14 protein-coding genes are annotated in these 16,122 nt (G+C 71.8%); 8 read left to right on the top strand and 6 right to left on the bottom strand.

Annotated features, from left to right (window positions below; all coding sequences use genetic code 11):
- Positions 1-2 precede the first annotated feature (2 nt).
- The gene (locus tag HD557_RS26290) at positions 3-278 is read left to right on the top strand and encodes a hypothetical protein (protein ID WP_196876038.1); all 276 of its coding nucleotides are present in this window, start codon (positions 3-5) and stop codon (positions 276-278) included.
- Here HD557_RS26290 and HD557_RS26285 read toward each other — a convergent pair.
- The gene (locus HD557_RS26285; protein ID WP_196876037.1) at positions 268-1,206 is read right to left on the bottom strand and encodes a helix-turn-helix transcriptional regulator; all 939 of its coding nucleotides are present in this window, start codon (positions 1,204-1,206) and stop codon (positions 268-270) included. The two genes, HD557_RS26290 and HD557_RS26285, sit on opposite strands and share 11 nt — an antisense overlap.
- A 143-nt stretch (positions 1,207-1,349) precedes the next feature.
- On the opposite strand from HD557_RS26285, the gene HD557_RS26280 reads away from it, so the two are divergent.
- The gene (locus HD557_RS26280) at positions 1,350-2,570 is read left to right on the top strand and encodes a cytochrome P450 (RefSeq protein WP_196876036.1); all 1,221 of its coding nucleotides are present in this window, start codon (positions 1,350-1,352) and stop codon (positions 2,568-2,570) included.
- Between the two features lie 3 nt (positions 2,571-2,573).
- Positions 2,574-3,590: an FAD-binding oxidoreductase gene (locus HD557_RS29145; protein WP_196876035.1), complete on the top strand. Its 1,017-nt coding sequence runs from the start codon at positions 2,574-2,576 to the stop codon at positions 3,588-3,590.
- Here HD557_RS29145 and HD557_RS26270 read toward each other — a convergent pair.
- The 3 genes from HD557_RS26270 to HD557_RS26260 form a co-directional block, all read right to left on the bottom strand.
- Positions 3,562-3,774: a heavy-metal-associated domain-containing protein gene (locus HD557_RS26270; protein ID WP_196876034.1), complete on the bottom strand. Its 213-nt coding sequence runs from the start codon at positions 3,772-3,774 to the stop codon at positions 3,562-3,564. The genes HD557_RS29145 and HD557_RS26270 overlap by 29 nt on opposite strands.
- 75 nt (positions 3,775-3,849) lie before the next feature.
- Positions 3,850-5,292 carry an MFS transporter gene (locus HD557_RS26265; protein WP_196876033.1) on the bottom strand — a complete coding sequence of 481 codons (1,443 nt, stop codon included), beginning with the start codon at positions 5,290-5,292 and terminating at the stop codon, positions 3,850-3,852.
- A 57-nt stretch (positions 5,293-5,349) separates the two neighbouring features.
- Positions 5,350-8,457: an AfsR/SARP family transcriptional regulator gene (locus HD557_RS26260; protein ID WP_196876032.1), complete on the bottom strand. Its 3,108-nt coding sequence runs from the start codon at positions 8,455-8,457 to the stop codon at positions 5,350-5,352.
- Between the two features lie 167 nt (positions 8,458-8,624).
- On the opposite strand from HD557_RS26260, the gene HD557_RS26255 reads away from it, so the two are divergent.
- The 3 genes from HD557_RS26255 to HD557_RS26245 are packed head-to-tail and all read left to right on the top strand — an operon-like array spanning position 8,625 to position 12,122.
- Positions 8,625-9,533, top strand: a complete 909-nt coding sequence (locus tag HD557_RS26255) for a hypothetical protein (RefSeq protein ID WP_196876031.1) — start codon at positions 8,625-8,627, stop codon at positions 9,531-9,533.
- 43 nt (positions 9,534-9,576) lie between these two features.
- Positions 9,577-9,783: a heavy-metal-associated domain-containing protein gene (locus HD557_RS26250; protein WP_196876030.1), complete on the top strand. Its 207-nt coding sequence runs from the start codon at positions 9,577-9,579 to the stop codon at positions 9,781-9,783.
- Positions 9,780-12,122, top strand: coding sequence for a heavy metal translocating P-type ATPase (locus HD557_RS26245; protein WP_374221702.1), 2,343 nt, complete (start codon positions 9,780-9,782; stop codon positions 12,120-12,122). The genes HD557_RS26250 and HD557_RS26245 overlap by 4 nt, the downstream gene beginning before the upstream one ends.
- A 47-nt stretch (positions 12,123-12,169) precedes the next feature.
- Here HD557_RS26245 and HD557_RS26240 read toward each other — a convergent pair whose 3' ends face one another.
- Positions 12,170-13,408: an MFS transporter gene (locus HD557_RS26240; RefSeq protein WP_307785713.1), complete on the bottom strand. Its 1,239-nt coding sequence runs from the start codon at positions 13,406-13,408 to the stop codon at positions 12,170-12,172.
- A gap of 59 nt (positions 13,409-13,467) precedes the next feature.
- On the opposite strand from HD557_RS26240, the gene HD557_RS26235 reads away from it, so the two are divergent.
- Together HD557_RS26235 and HD557_RS26230 are read left to right on the top strand one after the other, a co-directional pair.
- Positions 13,468-13,833, top strand: coding sequence for a MerR family transcriptional regulator (locus HD557_RS26235; protein WP_196876028.1), 366 nt, complete (start codon positions 13,468-13,470; stop codon positions 13,831-13,833).
- Positions 13,834-13,924: 91 nt separating this feature from the next.
- Positions 13,925-15,634 (top strand): cation:proton antiporter, encoded by a 1,710-nt coding sequence (locus HD557_RS26230; RefSeq protein WP_196876027.1) that lies wholly within the window; start codon positions 13,925-13,927, stop codon positions 15,632-15,634.
- On the opposite strand, the gene HD557_RS26225 is transcribed toward HD557_RS26230, so the two are convergent.
- Complete coding sequence (locus tag HD557_RS26225; RefSeq protein ID WP_008355743.1) at positions 15,635-16,012, bottom strand: winged helix-turn-helix transcriptional regulator; 378 nt, start codon at positions 16,010-16,012, stop codon at positions 15,635-15,637. It lies immediately after the preceding gene.
- Between the last annotated feature and the right edge of the window lie 110 nt (positions 16,013-16,122).

The following is a 16,122-nucleotide window of genomic DNA, read 5'->3' as shown; positions in this document are numbered from 1 at the left end:
CCGTGCCCACGACAGGCGTCGATCCCCGGACGATAGGGCGCAGCTGGATCATCGTGGCCAGGCACCGCCAGCCCGCGGGCACGAAGGATCCTGCGCCGTGGGGCGAGGCGCACCTCAAGCGGATCGGCACGCAGGTGACCCTCTGCGGTGCACCGGCTCAGGGCTGGCACGCGTTCTGGCAGCTGCGCTCCGAGGACATCCGCCGGTGGTGCGCCGACTGCTCCGCCGCAGCGCGTCCCACCCGCACCGTGGCGGGCGCCCGCGGGGTCAGTCCCTGACCTGGGACGGCGCGGTGCCGTAGCGCCGGCGGTGGGCCGCCGCGAACCTGCTCGCGGACGAGAAGCCCCAGCGCGCGGCGACGTCGCCGATGGCGAGCGCGGGGTCGCCGGCCAGGTCGGCATGGGCCCGCTGCAGCCTGATGTCGAGCAGATACTGCGTCGGCGACTGGCCGACCCAGCGCTGGAAGCCCTCCTGGAGGCGCCGGACGCTGGTGCCGGCGAGGACGGCCATGTCGGCGGCGGTCCAGGCCCGGGCCGGGTCGTCGTGGAGCGCCTCGACCACGGCCCGGATCATCCGCGGCTGCGCCGCCGGACGGACCCCGCCGTCGGGACAGCAGGCCTCGAGCAGACCGACCGCGACCGCGCCGGCCAGCTGGCTGCGTACGTGCTCGCTGTCGGCGTAGAGGTCCGGGTCGTGCAGGTTGGTGGCCAGGCTGGTGATCAGATGGTGCCAGGCCCGCGCGCGGCCGTGCTGCACGGACAGCTGCTCCGGCAGCAGCGTGCGTACGTTGACCCGGTCGGTGCCGAGGACGCGTTCGGCCTCCACCTCCAGCCAGGAGCTGTCGAACTTCACGCCGAGCACCGTGCAGGTCGCGTCCCAGTGGCTGATGAGCGAGGGGGTGTCGGGGCGGAAGACCGTGCCCTGGCCGGTCACCGAGGTGATCTCCCCGAACCGTCCCCGGCTCGCGAGATGCCCGGTGATCGGCATGTTCACCTCGAACGCCCCGGGGTAGTCGCAGTCGATCGCCACGTCGGCGCCCCAGCCGACGTGGCCGATCAGCACCGGCCCGAGGTCGAGCGTACGCAGCGTCAGCCGAGGCTCGTGGCTCCCGCCGAGCGGCCTCAGCTCATGCGGGAAGTACGCCTGGGCGACCACGTTCGAGGCCTGGCCCCAGTCCCGAGGGGCGGTGCGCCGGCGACCGGACATGGCGCGGAGTCTACCTGAGACGTCCGTCACAAAAAGGTCGCGCATCCGGTGCCGAGACCGCGCGATCCGTGTCGCCGGTCTGCTGTGACGCACCTAACTTCGGGATCTCAGTGCCGACCCGTTCAGCCTTCGAGGAGCACCCGATGACCACCACCCAGCAGGACCTGTCCTGGCTCGACGACGTGACGATGAGCGACCTCGAGCGGAATCCCTACCCGACCTACGAACGTCTCCGCCGCGAGGCACCGCTCGCCTTCGTCCCGGTCCTCGGGTCGTACGTCGCCTCGACCGCCGAGGTGTGCCGCGAGGTCGCGACCAGCCCCGACTTCGAGGCCGTGATCACCCCGGCCGGCGGGCGCACGTTCGGCCATCCCGCGATCATCGGTGTCAACGGTGACATCCACGCGGACCTGCGCGGCATGGTCGAGCCGCAGCTGCAGCCGGCCGAGGTCGACAGCTGGGTCGACGACCTGGTGCGCCCGATCGCCCGGAGCTACGTCGAGCAGTTCGAGGACCGCGGCAGCGCCGAGCTCGTCGCCGAGTTCTGCGAGCCGGTCTCGGTGCGTTCGCTCGGCGACCTGCTCGGGCTGCAGTCGGTCTCCTCCGACAAGCTCCGCGAGTGGTTCCACAAGCTGAGCGTCTCGTTCACCAACGCCGCGGTCGACGAGAACGGGGAGTTCACCAACCCGGAGGGGTTCACTCCGGGTGACGAGGCCCGGGCGGAGATCCAGGAGGTCGTCGACCCGCTGATCGACCGCTGGATCGAGCACCCGGAGAACACGGCGATCTCCCACTGGCTCCACGACGGCATGCCGCCGGGCAAGACCCGTGCCCGCGAGTACATCTACCCCACCATCTACGTCTACCTGCTCGGCGCGATGCAGGAGCCCGGCCACGGCATGGCCTCCACCCTGGTGGGGCTCTTCAGCCGTCCCGAGCAGCTCGAGGAGGTCGTCGACGACCCGTCGCTGCTGCCGCGGGCCATCTCCGAGGGCATGCGCTGGACCTCGCCGATCTGGTCGGCGACCGCGCGGATCAGCACCAAGCCGGTCACCATCGCCGGCGTCGACCTGCCCGCCGGCACCCCGGTGATCCTCTCCTATGGCTCCGCCAACCACGACACCGGGAAGTACGACGCCCCCACCGAGTACGACCTGCACCGGCCGCCGCTGCCGCACCTCGCCTTCGGCGCCGGCAACCACGCCTGCGCGGGCATCTACTACGCCAACCAGGTCATGCGGATCGGGCTCGAGGAGCTCTTCGAGGCGATCCCCAACCTGGAGCGCGACACCGGCGAGGGCGTGGAGTTCTGGGGCTGGGGATTCCGCGGCCCGACCAGCCTGCACTGCACCTGGGAGGTCTGAGCCGTGTCCGCCGCGATCAGCGTCGCCGGCCGCCGCGTCGAGTGCGCCGAGGACCAGTCGATCCTCGAGGCGTTCCTCCGGGCCGGCATCTGGATGCCGAACTCCTGCAACCAGGGCACCTGCGGCACCTGCAAGCTGCAGGTCGTCTGCGGCGAGGTTGACCACCGCGAGTCCCCGCTCGACACGTTGACCGCGGAAGAGCGCGCCGCCGGGCTGGCGCTCGCGTGCCAGGCCCGGCCGCTCGCCGAGACCGAGGTCGCGCTGCGGGGCTCCGAGACGGGACGTACGACCCACGTGCTGCGCGACCTCACGGCCACCGTCGTCGCGGTCGAGGAGATCGCCCGGGACACCCGGCGGGTCCTGCTTGGCCTCGAGGAGCCGCTCGCGTTCTCGGCGGGGCAGTACGTCGAGCTGCTCGTCCCCGACACCTCCGAGCGCCGCCCCTACTCCCTCGCCAACACGGCCGAGGAGGACAAGGTCCTCGAGCTCCACGTACGCCGCGTCCCCGGTGGCGTGGCGAGCGAGTGGCTCTTCGGGCCGGTCGCAGTCGGCGATCGGGTCGAGGTGCGCGGCCCGCTCGGCGACTTCCACGTCCCCGACGCGGACCACGACGAGGGCGAGCCGATGGTGCTCATCGGCGGCGGCACCGGCCTGGCGCCGCTGCTCGGCATCGCCCGCACGGCCCTGGATCGCCATCCCAAGCGGCTGATGGTCCTCTATCACGGTGTACGCAACGAGGCGGACCTCTACGACACCGACCGCCTCGAGGAGCTGGTGATCCGCTATCCCGGGTTCAGCTTCGTCACCGTGCTCTCCCGGGAGTCCGTGCCGGGCCACCGCAACGGCTACGCCCCCGACGCCTTCGTCGAGGACGTGGCCAGCGCCCGTGGCTGGTCCGGCTGGCTCTGCGGCCCGCCGCCGATGGTCGAGGCCGGCGTCAAGGCGTTCAAGCGCCGCCGGATGGCGCCGCGCCTGATCCACCGCGAGAAGTTCACGGCCGCGGACGCACCTGCGCCGTGAAGCTGCTGCCGGCCAGCGCCTCGAGCAGGTCGGCGGCCGAGACCTTACCGGTGACGGTGATCTGGCCGGTCTCGCGGTCGGCGGTGAGGGTGGCGACGCCGGGGAGGTCCCGGAGCCGGGCGGTGGCCTCACGGACGCATCGAGGGCAGCGCATGCCCTCGACGTACAGCTGGATGGTCTGCATGGCGGTCTCCTTGGTGGTCTCGCAGTGCCGTCGTGGCCCCGGACGGATCCGGGGCCACGACGGGTGTCGGACGGGCTAGCGGCCGGCGGGGACCGACTCGGCCGCGGTCTCGGTGCGGACCGGCTTCCAGCCGAGCCCGGTGACGACGGCACCGGCGAGGGCGATCCCGGCCGCGCCGAGGAACCCGGCCGAGAAGCCGTCGGTCATGGCGGCCAGGTCACCGAGCTGGTCGGAGCCGTACGCGGCCGCGACGACGGTCATCGCCGCCAGGCCGAGCGCGGAGCCGACCTGGTAGCTGGTGTTGACGATCCCGGCGGCCAGACCGCCCTCTTCGGGAGCGGCCGCGCCGAGCGCCGTGCTCAGCGAGGGGATGAACGCCAGCGCCATGCCCGCCGCGGTGACCAGGGTCGCCGGGAGCACGTCGACGGCGAAGCTGCCGTCGGCGTCGATCCGGGAGAGCCAGACCAGTCCGAGCGCGAGGACGACCAGGCCGCCGACGGTCATCGCCTTCGGTCCGAACGCCGCCGTCAGCCGCGGGGCGACGGCGACCATGCCGAGCATGATCGTCACCGTCATCGGCAGCAGGGCCGCGCCGGACTCGAACGCGCCGAGCCCCAGGACCTGCTGCAGGTAGAGGTTGATGAAGAAGAACATCGGGATCCAGGCGGCGCCGAGCAGCAGCTGGGCGATGTTGGCGGCGGCCAGGTTCGGGGCCTTGAAGATGCCCAGGCGCATGAGCGGCGCCGAGGAGCCTGCCTGCAGGGCGACGAAAGTGACGAGCAGGGCGATGCCGACGGCGCCGGCGATGAGCGTGCTGGGCGATCCCCAGCCCTCCTCGGGGACGCGTACGACCGCGAAGACCACGGCGGCGAGACCCAGGGTGACGGTCAGCGCGCCGAGCAGGTCGATGCGACCGCGCTGCGCGGTCCCTGCCGGCATCGTGCCGGGCGTCAGCGCGAGCACCGCGAGGGCGATCGGCAGGTTGATGAAGAAGACCCACGGCCAGGAGAGGTATTCGGTGAGCACGCCGCCGAGGAACACGCCGGCCGTGCCGCCGGCCGGGGCGGCCGCACCGTAGAGCGCGAGCGCCTTGGTCAGCTCCTTCGGGTTGGCCCCGAAGGTCATGAACAGGAGCGTCAGCGCCGAGGGTGCGATGAGCGCCGATCCGGCGCCCTGGACGGCGCGGCCGGCGATCTCGACGGCGACGCTGTCAGCCAGTCCCGCGACCAGCGAGCCGACGCCGAGGACCAGCCAGCCGAGGGCGAAGATCCGGCGCGCGCCGAGCAGGTCGGAGAGCCGGCCGCCGAGCAGGAGCAGGCCGCCGAAGGCGACCACGTAGGCGTTGAACACCCAGCTGAGGTCCTGCGGGGCGAAGCCGAGATCACGCTGGATCTCGGGGAGGGCGACGCCGATGATGGAGGTGTCCATGATGACCATGAACTGGGCGGCGGCGATGAGGCCGAGGGCGAGCCAGCGGCGGCTGTTGGCACCCGCCGCCGGGGATGCTGTGGAAGACATGGTTCTCTCTCTTCGTCAGGGCGGCCGTTCGACCGCGTGAGGAGAACCTGTCCCGCGTCACTGTCCCTGGTCTGTCCGGGCGCCGTCCGTCCCGGAGCCGTTGAGCCGGTCGAGCGCCTCGGTCGCCTGGGCCGCGAGGGCGACCTCGCCGGTGGCGAGGCCGAGGGTCCGGGCCTCCTCGTAGCGCTCCGCGGCCGCCTCCACCTCGGTCAGCTGCTCGTGGCACCGGGCCAGCGCGAGCGTCGCCTTCGCCGTCATCGCGGGCGTCTGCAGCGTCTCGAAGCCCTGGATCGCCGTCGTCAGCAGGTCGATGGCCGTCGTCCAGTCCTGCTGACGCTCGGCGAGCCGGCCACGTCCGTACGCCGCCAGGACCGACCCGGCACGGTCACCGACGTGACGCGACGCCAGCTCCGCGCGCCGGAACGCGTCCTCGGCCGACTCGTGGTCGCCCAGGCCCAGGTGGGTGATCCCGAGGTCGGCGAGCGCCCACTGCACGGTGTTGTGGATGCCGGCCGAGGTGGCGACGTCGATCGCCTGCTCGAGGGTGCGGGCCGACTCGCGTAGGCGTCCGAAGTGCCGCAGGCCGTAGCCGAGGTGGTACAGGACGGCGCTGTGACCCCAGGGGTCGTCGAGGTGGCGGAACTCGGCCGCGGTGGCCCTGCCGAGCCGCGTCGCCGTCGCTTCGTCCCTGGCCTTGAGGGCGGTCTCGAGCCTGACGAACCCGGCGACGGCGAGGCCCCAGCGGTCGCCGCGGTCGCGGAAGGACGCCTCGGCGGCATCGAGGAGTGCCGGCGCCTCGGGATCCTGCCCGTTGACGCCTTCGACGGCGAGCAGCACCTGCGAGACCGCGGCCCCGTCGGCGTCGCCTGCCTCGCTGAAGATCGCCAGACTCTCGCGGGCCGCCTCGGCACAGCGCGGGTGGGGGTGGACGACGCACGCCCGGGGGCGCTCGACCAGCGACACCGCCTGCAGGGCGGCTGCCCGCGCCGCGGGCGTCCCGCGGTCCTGCTCGAGGAGGCGGCGCAGGATCCGGCGGCCCTCGAGGTGGCGGCCCTGGTGCCAGAAGAGACCGAGGTGGCCGGCCAGCCGCAGGGCGGCGTCGATGCGATGTCCTGAGCTTGTCGAAGGGTCGCCGGCGGGGCCCTCCAGCCAGGCGATGGCCGAGCGTACGTTGGCCTGCTCGTCGACCAGGAGGTTCCGCGCTCGGGGGTCGCCCTGACCGCGCAGCGCCCGCGCCGACCGCTCCGCGACCTGGGCGAAGTGGTGGGCGTGCCGGGTGGCCAGGGCGTCGCTCCGGCCGGTCGTCGCCAGCCGGTCGGCGGCGTACTCACGCAGGGTCTCGAGCATGCGGTAGCGGGTGACCGGGCCGCGTTCGGCGACGATCAGGGACTGCTCGACCAGCCGGCCGACGGCATGGATGACCTGGCTCGGGTCGGTCTCGTCGTCGGCGAGGACCTGCTCGGCGGCGGTCAGGGTCCAGCCGCCGTGGAACACCGCGAGTCCCTCGAAGACGCGCTTCTCCAGGTCGTCGAGCAGGTCGTAGCTCCAGTCGACGGTCGCGCGGAGCGTGCGCTGACGTTCCTCCGCCGTCCGCGGCCCGGAGGTGAGCAGGGTGAAGCGCTGGTCGAGCCGGTCGGCGAGGTCGCTCGGGGACAGGGAGGTCGCCCGGGCCGCGGCCAGCTCGAGCGCCAGCGGCATGCCGTCGAGCGCACGGGCGATACGGCCGAGCGCTGCGTACGCCTCCGGGTCGGTCTCGATCCCGGGCCCGACGGTCGCGATCCGGCGGACGAGGAGCTGCACGGAGGCCGTCGCCGCGATCGTCTCGGCGTCGTCGTCCTCGAGCGGTGTCGGGAGCGGCCCGACGAGGGTCTGCACCTCGCTCGGCAGGGCGAGGGGCTCGCGGCTGGTGGCGATGACGGTGAGCTGCGGACAGCGGGTCAGCAGCTGCTCGACCAGCGTCGCGACCGGGTCGACGAGGTGCTCGCAGTTGTCGACGACCAGGAGCAGGTGCTTGTCGGCGAGGAACTCGATCAGCCGTGCCTGGAGGTCGGTCGCCGAGCCGTCCTGCGGCATCGCCACCGCCGCGGCGACGGCCGGCACGATGTGCTCGCGGCTCCGGATCGCGGCGAGACGGACGAGGAAGGTGCCGTCCGGGAACCGGTCGGCGAGACGTCGGGCGGCGTGCAGACCGAGGGCGGTCTTTCCGGATCCGCCGGGGCCGACGAGGGTGGTGAGCCTGGAGCTGCCGACCCGGTCGCTCAGCGAGTCGAGCAGCTCGTCCCGCCCGACGAGCGGGGTCAGGTCGGCCGGAAGGTTGGAGAGCTGCGCCCCGGACCGGGCTCGGTGGGGTGCGGTCGCCGGGGTGGAGAGGGTCACCTCGCCGGAGGAGCCGAGCGACGGATCCTGCCGAAGCACGCGCTCGTGGAGCGACCGCAGCGAGGCCGACGGCTCGAGACCGAGGTCGGCGTCGAGCGTCTTCCGCGTGCGGGTGAAGACCTCGAGGGCGTCGGCCTGCCGGCCGGCGCGGTAGAGCGCGACCATCAGCAGACCGGCCATCGCCTCATGGGTCGGGTCGGTACGCAGCAGCGGCTCGAGGTCGGTGACGACCTCCGCGTGCCGGCCCAGCGACAGCGCGATCTGGGCCCGCTCGGCGTACGCCGTCCGGCGGAGGTCCTCCAGCCGCACCGACTCGGGCACCGCCCACGGCTCGGTGGCGAAGTCGGCGAGCGCCTCGCCACGCCAGAGCCCGAGCGCCGCGTCGTAGGTGGCCAGATCCGCCTCGGTCGGGCTCCCGGACCCGGCGACCGCTGCGCGGACCTCCCGGATGTGTCGCTCGAAGGCCTCGGCATCGATGCTGCCGGGGTCGACCGCCGCCCGATAGCCGCCGCCGTCGCGCTGCACCAGGTCGAGCCCCATGTTCTTGAACACGCGGCGCAGCTTGGAGACGCGGAGCTGGAGCGCGTTGAGCGGGTCGGCCGGCAGCGCCGAGTCGGCCCACAGCCGGTCGATCAGTGCCGACGCCGGCACGATCCGCCCGCGCGCCAGGAGCAGCACCGCGAGGAGGGCCCGTTCCGCCGAACCGGGCACCTTGACGGGCTCACCGTCGACCGTCGCCTCGAACGGACCGAGCAGCCCGAAGCGGATGTCACGCGAGGTCGGCAGCACGTCGAGATCGTAGTCAGCACCCGCTCGGGCGCCGAACGGATATCTGTCCGGACTCCTGTCCGAGCTGTCCGAGCCCCGACAACGCCGGGACAGTACGCAGACAGATCGCCCGAGCAGCCTCTGGCACGTCAACAAGAGTCATCGAGATCCGAGCCAGGAGTGATCACATGAACGCCATTGCCAAGGTCGGTGCGTTCGCCGGAGCCGTCGTTGCCCTCGGCGGCCTGGGTTCCGCCGTGGGCGCCTCCGTCGGCCCGGTGGGCGAGCCCGAGCGTCACCAGGAGCACGCGGCCGAGAAGAGCAGCCACGGCGGCCACGCCGGACACGGCGCCACGACGGCGCCCACGGCCACCGGGCTCAACGTCAGCGAGGCCGGCTACACGCTCGACCTCGTCGAGGACCGCTACCAGCGCACGGCCGACGCCACGCTGCAGTTCCGGATCCTCGGCGCCGACGACGAGCCGGTGACCCGGTTCGAGACGGCCCACGGGAAGAAGCTCCACCTGATCGTCGTACGCCGCGACCTGGCCACCTTCCAGCACGTGCACCCGGTGATGGCCGCCGACGGCACCTGGTCGGTCGACGCCGACCTGGCCGAGGCCGGGACCTACCGCGTCTTCGCCGACTTCCGGCCGGCGGCCGAGGACGAGGGCCTGACGCTCGGTCAGGACCTCTTCGTCGGCGGGCCCTACGAGCCGCAGCCGCTCCCCGCAGCCGCCACGACCAGCACGGTCAGCCCTTACCAGGTGGACATCGACGGCCATCTGGTCGCCGGAAAGACCTCGCGCCTGACCCTGACCGTGACCCGCGACGGCGAGCCGGTCACCGACCTGGAGCCCTACCTCGAGGCGTACGGCCACCTGGTCGCGCTGCGCGACGGCGACCTGGCCTACCTCCACGTCCACCCCGAAGGAGCGCCCGGCGACGGGCGCACCGAGCCCGGCCCGGAGATCACCTTCTCCGCCGAGGTGCCCTCGGCCGGGACGTACCGCCTGTTCCTCGACTTCCAGCACGCCGGCGACGTGCGCACCGCGGCCTTCACCGCCACAGCCGAAGCCCACGGAACAGCCCACTGACCCCCTGCCTGAGCAGGGTCCACCACAGAGAGAGGAAAGCACCATGTGCAGCACCACCTACACCGTTTCCGGGATGACCTGCGGCCACTGCGTCAGCTCCGTCAAGGAAGAGGTCACCCAGATCGCGGGCGTCTCCTCCGTCGACGTCGACCTGGCCACCGGCCAGGTGACCGTCACCTCCGAGAACGAGCTCGACCCCGCGCAGGTTCAGCGCGCGGTCGAGGAGGCCGGCTACCAGCTGGCCGGCTGAGCCATCCGCGTCGGCTCCCTGTGAGCGGGGAGCCGACGCGTACGCCGATCCACCCACCCGAAGGACACCTGATGACCGTCTCCGGAACCTCTGCCCCCACGACCGACTTCGAGCTCGAGATCAACGGCATGACCTGCGCGTCGTGCGCGAATCGCATCGAGCGCAAGCTCAACAAGCTCGACGGTGTGGCCGCCACCGTCAACTACGCGACCGAGAAGGCGAAGATCTCCGTCGCCGCGGACAAGACCGACATCGACGCGGGCGTGCTGATCGCGACCGTCGAGAGCGCCGGGTACGGAGCGAAGGAGCCGCGCCGCGAGGACCCGTCGCCGGGCGCGCCCGGCGACGGCGAGGCCACCGACCCCGTCGACCGGCTCCGGCAGCGGTTGCTCATCTCGGCGCTGCTCACCGTCCCCGTGGTGCTCCTGGCGATGGTGCCGGCCCTGCAGTTCGAGAGCTGGCAGTGGCTCTCGCTCACGCTCGCCGCGCCGGTCGTGGTCTGGGGCGCGGCGCCGTTCCACCGGGCGGCGTGGACCAACGCGCGCCACGGCGCGGCGACGATGGACACGCTGGTCTCGATCGGCACCCTGGCCGCCTTCGGCTGGTCCCTGTACGCCCTGTTCCTCGGCACCGCCGGTGAGCCCGGCATGACCCACCCGTTCAGCTTCACGATCGAGCGCACCGACGGGCTCGGCAACATCTACCTCGAGGCGGCCGCCGGCGTCACCACCTTCATCCTCGCCGGCCGCTACTTCGAGGCCCGCTCGAAGCGCCGTGCCGGCGCCGCCCTCACCGCGCTCCTCGAGCTCGGCGCCAAGGAGGTCGCCGTCCTCCGCGACGGGTCCGAGACCCGGATCCCGATCGACGAGCTCGCTGTCGGCGACCTGTTCGTCGTACGTCCCGGGGAGAAGGTCGCCACCGACGGCATCGTCGAGGACGGGTCCTCCGCCATCGACGCGGCGATGCTGACCGGTGAGTCCGTGCCGGTCGAGGTCGCGCCCGGCGACGCCGTCACCGGGGCCACGGTGAACGCCGGCGGGCGCATCGTCGTCCGGGCGACCCGGGTCGGCGCCGACACCCAGCTCGCCCAGATGGCGCGCCTGGTCGAGGAGGCGCAGACCGGCAAGGCCGCGGCGCAGCGGCTCGCCGACCGGATCTCGGGCATCTTCGTACCCATCGTGCTCGCCCTCTCGGCCATCACCCTCGGGTTCTGGCTCGGTGCGGGCGCGGGCGCCGCCACCGCCTTCACCGCCGCCGTCGCCGTGCTGATCATCGCCTGCCCGTGCGCCCTCGGCCTGGCCACGCCCACGGCCCTGATGGTCGGGACCGGCCGCGGCGCCCAGCTCGGCATCCTGATCAAGGGACCGGAGGTGCTCGAGAGCACTCGGAAGATCGACACCATCGTGCTCGACAAGACCGGCACCGTCACCAGCGGCACCATGACCCTGACCGACGTGATCGCCGCTCCCGGCGAGGACGCCGACGAGATCGCCCGCCTGGCCGGAGCCCTGGAGTACGCCTCCGAGCACCCGATCGCCCGCGCGATCGCGTCCGGGGCCGAGGCCCGCGTCGGCACCCTGCCCGCGGCCGAGGACTTCGCCAACGTCCCGGGCCTGGGTGTGCAGGGCATCGTCGACGGCCACGCCGTCCTCGTCGGCCGGGTCCGCCTGCTCGAGGACTGGAGCCAGTACCTTCCCGGCGACCTCGCCCTCGCGATGGCTGGGGCCGAGAGCGAGGGCCGGACCGCCGTCGCCGTCGGCTGGGACGGGCAGGCGCGCGGCGTCCTGGTCGTCAACGACGTGATCAAGCCGACCTCGGCCGAGGCGATCGCGGAGTTCCAGCGGTTGGGCCTGACCCCGGTCCTGCTCACGGGCGACAACGAGACCGTGGCCCGGAGCGTTGCCGCCGAGGTCGGGATCCCGGTCTCCGCTGACACCGTGATCGCCGAGGTGCTCCCCGAGGACAAGGTCGCGGTGGTCCGCCGGCTGCAGGAGGAGGGTCGCGTGGTCGCGATGGTCGGCGACGGCGTCAACGACGCACCGGCCCTGGCCCAGGCGGACCTCGGCCTCTCGATGGGCACCGGCACCGACGTCGCCATCCAGGCCAGCGACCTGACCCTGGTCCGCGGTGACCTGCGGGTCGCGGCCGACGCCATCCGGCTCTCCCGGAAGACGCTGGCCACGATCAAGGGCAACCTGTTCTGGGCCTTCGCCTACAACGTCGCGGCCATCCCGCTGGCCGTCGCCGGGCTCCTCAACCCGATGCTCGCCGGTGCCGCGATGGCCTTCTCGTCGGTCTTCGTGGTGAGCAACAGCCTCCGGCTGCGCCGCTTCCGCTGATCGCGGGCCGTGCTCCTCGGGCGTGACCACGCCCGAGGAGCACGGGCTCAGGCATGGCTGCCGGCATCCTCCCGATGCTCCTGGACGCGTTGACTCGATGGACCAGGAGGTGGCTGCCGTAGGGCGAGAACCGAAAGCCCCAGGCCGGCCAGCGCGAGTACAGCTCCGCCGTATCCATTGGCACGCATCAAGCCCGCTGCGACGCCGATGCCTCCCAGTGCCGACCCGATCGCGTTGGCGAGGTTGAAGGCACCCACGTTGACCGCCAGGGCCAAGGTCGGGGCATTGCTGGCGTGGCGTAGAACGAGAGACCCCAGCGGTGCGATGGTGGCCGTCGAGACGAGTCCCAGGGTCATCACGAGGACCGTGACGGGGGCGTGATACTCGGCCATGACGGGGAACAGGGCCAGCGTGATCGCGAGGAGGAGGAACACGCCCGTCAGGGTCCGCCCGAGCGAGAGGTCTGCCAGTCGGCCGGCCGCGAGGTTTCCGATGAAGCCCCCGAAACCGTAGGCGAGCAGGAGCAGGGGGACATAGCTTGCCGAGAGGCCGGAGACGCTCCTGAGGAGCGGGACCAGATACGTGAACACGATGCCGACCCCGGCGAATCCGACCACCGTGGTCGCCACCGCGATGAGGACGGCGCGGCGGGTGAGTGCTCGAACTTCGTCCCCGACCCCGGTGGTGGGGCGGGCGGTACGGGGCATCGTGAAAGCCAGCGAGACGAGACCGACCACCGCGAGTGCCGCGATCACCACGAAAGGTCGCCGCCAGCTCGTGTCGCCGCCCAGCAGCGCCCCGAGCGGGACACCGAGCACCGTTGCGACGGTGAGTCCAGAGCTGACGATGGCTACCGCGCGTCCGGCCTTGTCGTGGCCCAGCGCCCCGACCGCTGTCGTGAGTGCGATCGCGAAAAGGGTCGCCTGGCTGCATGCCGACAGCACCCGACCGACGATGAGCCACGCGAAGGTCGGGGCGAGTGCGGTGAGCGCAATGCCTGCGACGAACAGCACCGTGAGCCAGAGAGCGAGGCCCTTGCGCGGCAGACGCGCAGTCAGCACGGTCACCACCGGGCCTCCGATGGCCACGCCGAGGGCGTAGGCGGTGACGGCTTGGCCCGCCGTCGCCACGGGAACGGCGAAGTCGCGTGCCAGCTGCGGGAGCACGCCGGCGACCAGATACTCGGCTGTGCCCGTGCAGAAGACGAGTACGACGAAGGTGGCCAGGACCAGTCGCGGACGACCGGAACCATGGGGTGGAAGAGAGGAAGGTCGATTGGTGTTCACGTTCTCAGGCTCGACGTTGACATGAGTGAGAAGGCAAGAACCAGGAGGGCGGAACAGCGATGCGGATATCCGAGGCGAGCGCGGAAGCGGGCGTGAGTGCGCGGCTGTTGCGCTACTACGAAGAGCAGGGGCTGCTTGCGCCCTCACGTGATTCCTCGGGGTATCGCCGGTACAACGCCGCGGACCTGGAAGCAGCTCGACGAGTGCGCCAGTTGCTGGACGCCGGCTTGAGCACCGCGACGATCCGGCAGGTGCTGCCATGCCTGGTGGAGAGGGCTGGACGACTCACCCCGATCTGTTCAGAACTCGTCGCCCAGCTCAAGGACGAGCAGGAGCGCATCGAGACTTCGATCAGCGCCCTCACAGAATCGCGCGATGCGATCGCGAGCGTCATCACTGCTGCAGATGACGCCCCGCTGCGCTGAACCCACCGCCGTCTGTCGGCGCCGCGAACACTCCGCCCACGCCGCCGCGCCCTCCGATTGAGTCGTCGCCCGCGAACATAGACTCCCGAACGTGGACGAACACGTGTTGCTGATCGTCGGGGCGGCGCTGGTGATCATGATCGCGGCGTCGGTGTTCGCGCGGCGTACGGGGGTGGCGGCGCCGCTGCTGCTCGTGGGGCTCGGGATCGGGGCGAGCTATCTGCCGGGGGCACCGGAGATCGAGCTCGATCCGGAGCTGATCCTGGCCGGCGTACTGCCGCCGTTGCTCTACTCCTCCGCGGTCAACCTGCCGGTGATCGACTTCCGGCGGAACTTCCGGCTGATCAGCTGGCTCTCGGTCGTGATGGTGATCGTCTCGGCCCTGGTGATCGGGGCGGTGGTGCACTGGCTGTTCCCCGAGATCTCGTTCCCGCTCGCGGTCGCGCTCGGGGCGGTCGTCAGCCCGACCGACGCGGTGGCGGCGACGGCGATCGGGCGCCGGGTCGGGCTGCCGCCGCGGGTGATGACGGTGCTGGAGGGCGAGAGCCTGGTCAACGACGCGTCCGCCCTCGTGGTCCTGCGGACGGCCGTCGCGGGGATCGCGGCCGCCGGCTCGTTCTCCCTGGGACGTACGGTCCTGGAGTTCGGGTGGGCGGTGCTCGGCGCGCTCGTGATCGGTGGCCTCGTCGGCTGGCTCACCGTCGAGCTCCGCCGGCGGCTGGACGACCCGGTGCTCAACACGACGATCTCGTTCGCGGTGCCGTTCATCGCCTACTTCCCGGCCGAGGAGCTGGACGCGTCCGGCGTGCTCGCGGTCGTCGTCGCCGGGTTGGTGACCGGTGGACTCGGCAGCCGCCGGTTCAGCGCCCGCGACCGGCAGACCCAGGCGACGACCTGGACCACGTTCAACTTCATCCTGGAGAGCGGCGTCTTCCTGGCGATGGGCTACCAGCTGCCCGACTTCGTCGACGCGGCGCAGGGCGAGACCACGCCCGGCGAGATGGCCGGGCTCGTCCTGGTCGTCGTCGGCCTGCTGGTCGCGCTCCGGTTCGCCGGCCTCGCCGGCCCCGTGTTCGTGCTCCGCGACCGTAAGGAGAACCAGGAAGAGGTACGCACCCGCCTGGACCAGTTCGAGGAGAAGCTCGACTCGCTGACCCCTGCCGACGACCGGGAGGACGCCCGGATCACTGCGGCCCGGCGCCGGCTGGCGCGTGGCCGGGCGGACATCGACTTCGAGGAGCGCGAGCCGATCACCAAGCGCGGCTTCCTGACGATCGGCTGGGCCGGCATGCGCGGCGTCGTCACGGTCGCCGCGGCCCAGACCATCCCGGCCGGCACCTCCCACCGGGCGACCGTCGTGCTCGCCGCCTTCCTGGTCGCGCTCATCACCCTGGTGCTGTTCGGCCTCACCCTTCCGGCCCTCATCCGCCGGCTGCGGTTCTCCCCGGAGAGCGCCAAGGACAGGCACAACGCGTTCCGTTCGCTGCTGCAGCAGGTCGGTGCGTCGGCCGTCGACACACTCGGACCGCTCGAGTCGCAGACCATCGACGGCGAGCCGATCGACCCGAAGCTGGTGACGAAGCTCAAGGACCGCATCCTCCCGCGGGTGCTCGCCGGTGTGCAGGAGGCGCCGCGAGTGCGGCCCGCCGTGATGGAGCAGACGATGATCCTGCAGATGCGCTACCTCGATGCGATGCGCGAGGCGCTCGCCGCCGAGCGCAGCATCGGCGCCTACAGCTCCCACACGTACGCGAGGGTCGAGTCCATCCTCGACGACATGGAGAAGCGGCTCGAGGTCTAGTCAGTCCTGACGAGCGTCGTAGGAGCGTCGGTTCTCGTCGATGAGCGGGTTGTGCCGGATCGCCCACTCGGCCAAGGTGACGGCGGGGCCGACGAGCGTCCTGCCCATGCCGGTCAGCTCGTACTCCACCCGCGGCGGCACCTCGGGATAGCTCGTGCGGCTCACCAGCCCGTCGCGCTCCAGATGGCGCAACGTGAGCGTGAGCATGCGCTGCGAGATGCCCGGGACGCGCTGCTTCAGATCGCCGAACCGCAGCCGACCGCCGTCCAGCGTGGCGATCACCAGCAGGCTCCACTTGTCGCCGATGCGGTCGAGGATGCCACGGATCGCGCTCCCGCCATCGCCCCTGATCAGGCAGACCTTCTCGTAGTCCGACACGCGCCCGCTCCCGCCGCTCCTCAGGCACACCGATGTGCCTTTTGTACGCCTCCCGAAACCCGTCCATGCTGGGTTCTCGATCGGTTAGTTACTCATCGTAACCAAGGAGT

Origin of the sequence: Nocardioides luteus, assembly GCF_015752315.1 — a bacterium.
Taxonomy (GTDB): domain Bacteria; phylum Actinomycetota; class Actinomycetes; order Propionibacteriales; family Nocardioidaceae; genus Nocardioides.
This window is presented reverse-complemented; position numbering and strand designations above follow the sequence as displayed.

What these genes read in the sequence shown, in the direction of transcription:
- HD557_RS26285 (WP_196876037.1), bottom strand. Translation starts at nt 1,206, where the DNA reads ATGTCCGGTCGCCGGCGCACCGCCCCTCGGGACTGGGGCCAGGCCTCG.
- HD557_RS26280 (WP_196876036.1), top strand. Translation starts at nt 1,350, where the DNA reads ATGACCACCACCCAGCAGGACCTGTCCTGGCTCGACGACGTGACGATG.
- HD557_RS26270 (WP_196876034.1), bottom strand. Translation starts at nt 3,774, where the DNA reads ATGCAGACCATCCAGCTGTACGTCGAGGGCATGCGCTGCCCTCGATGC.
- HD557_RS26265 (WP_196876033.1), bottom strand. Translation starts at nt 5,292, where the DNA reads ATGTCTTCCACAGCATCCCCGGCGGCGGGTGCCAACAGCCGCCGCTGG.
- HD557_RS26255 (WP_196876031.1), top strand. Translation starts at nt 8,625, where the DNA reads ATGAACGCCATTGCCAAGGTCGGTGCGTTCGCCGGAGCCGTCGTTGCC.
- HD557_RS26250 (WP_196876030.1), top strand. Translation starts at nt 9,577, where the DNA reads ATGTGCAGCACCACCTACACCGTTTCCGGGATGACCTGCGGCCACTGC.
- HD557_RS26235 (WP_196876028.1), top strand. Translation starts at nt 13,468, where the DNA reads ATGCGGATATCCGAGGCGAGCGCGGAAGCGGGCGTGAGTGCGCGGCTG.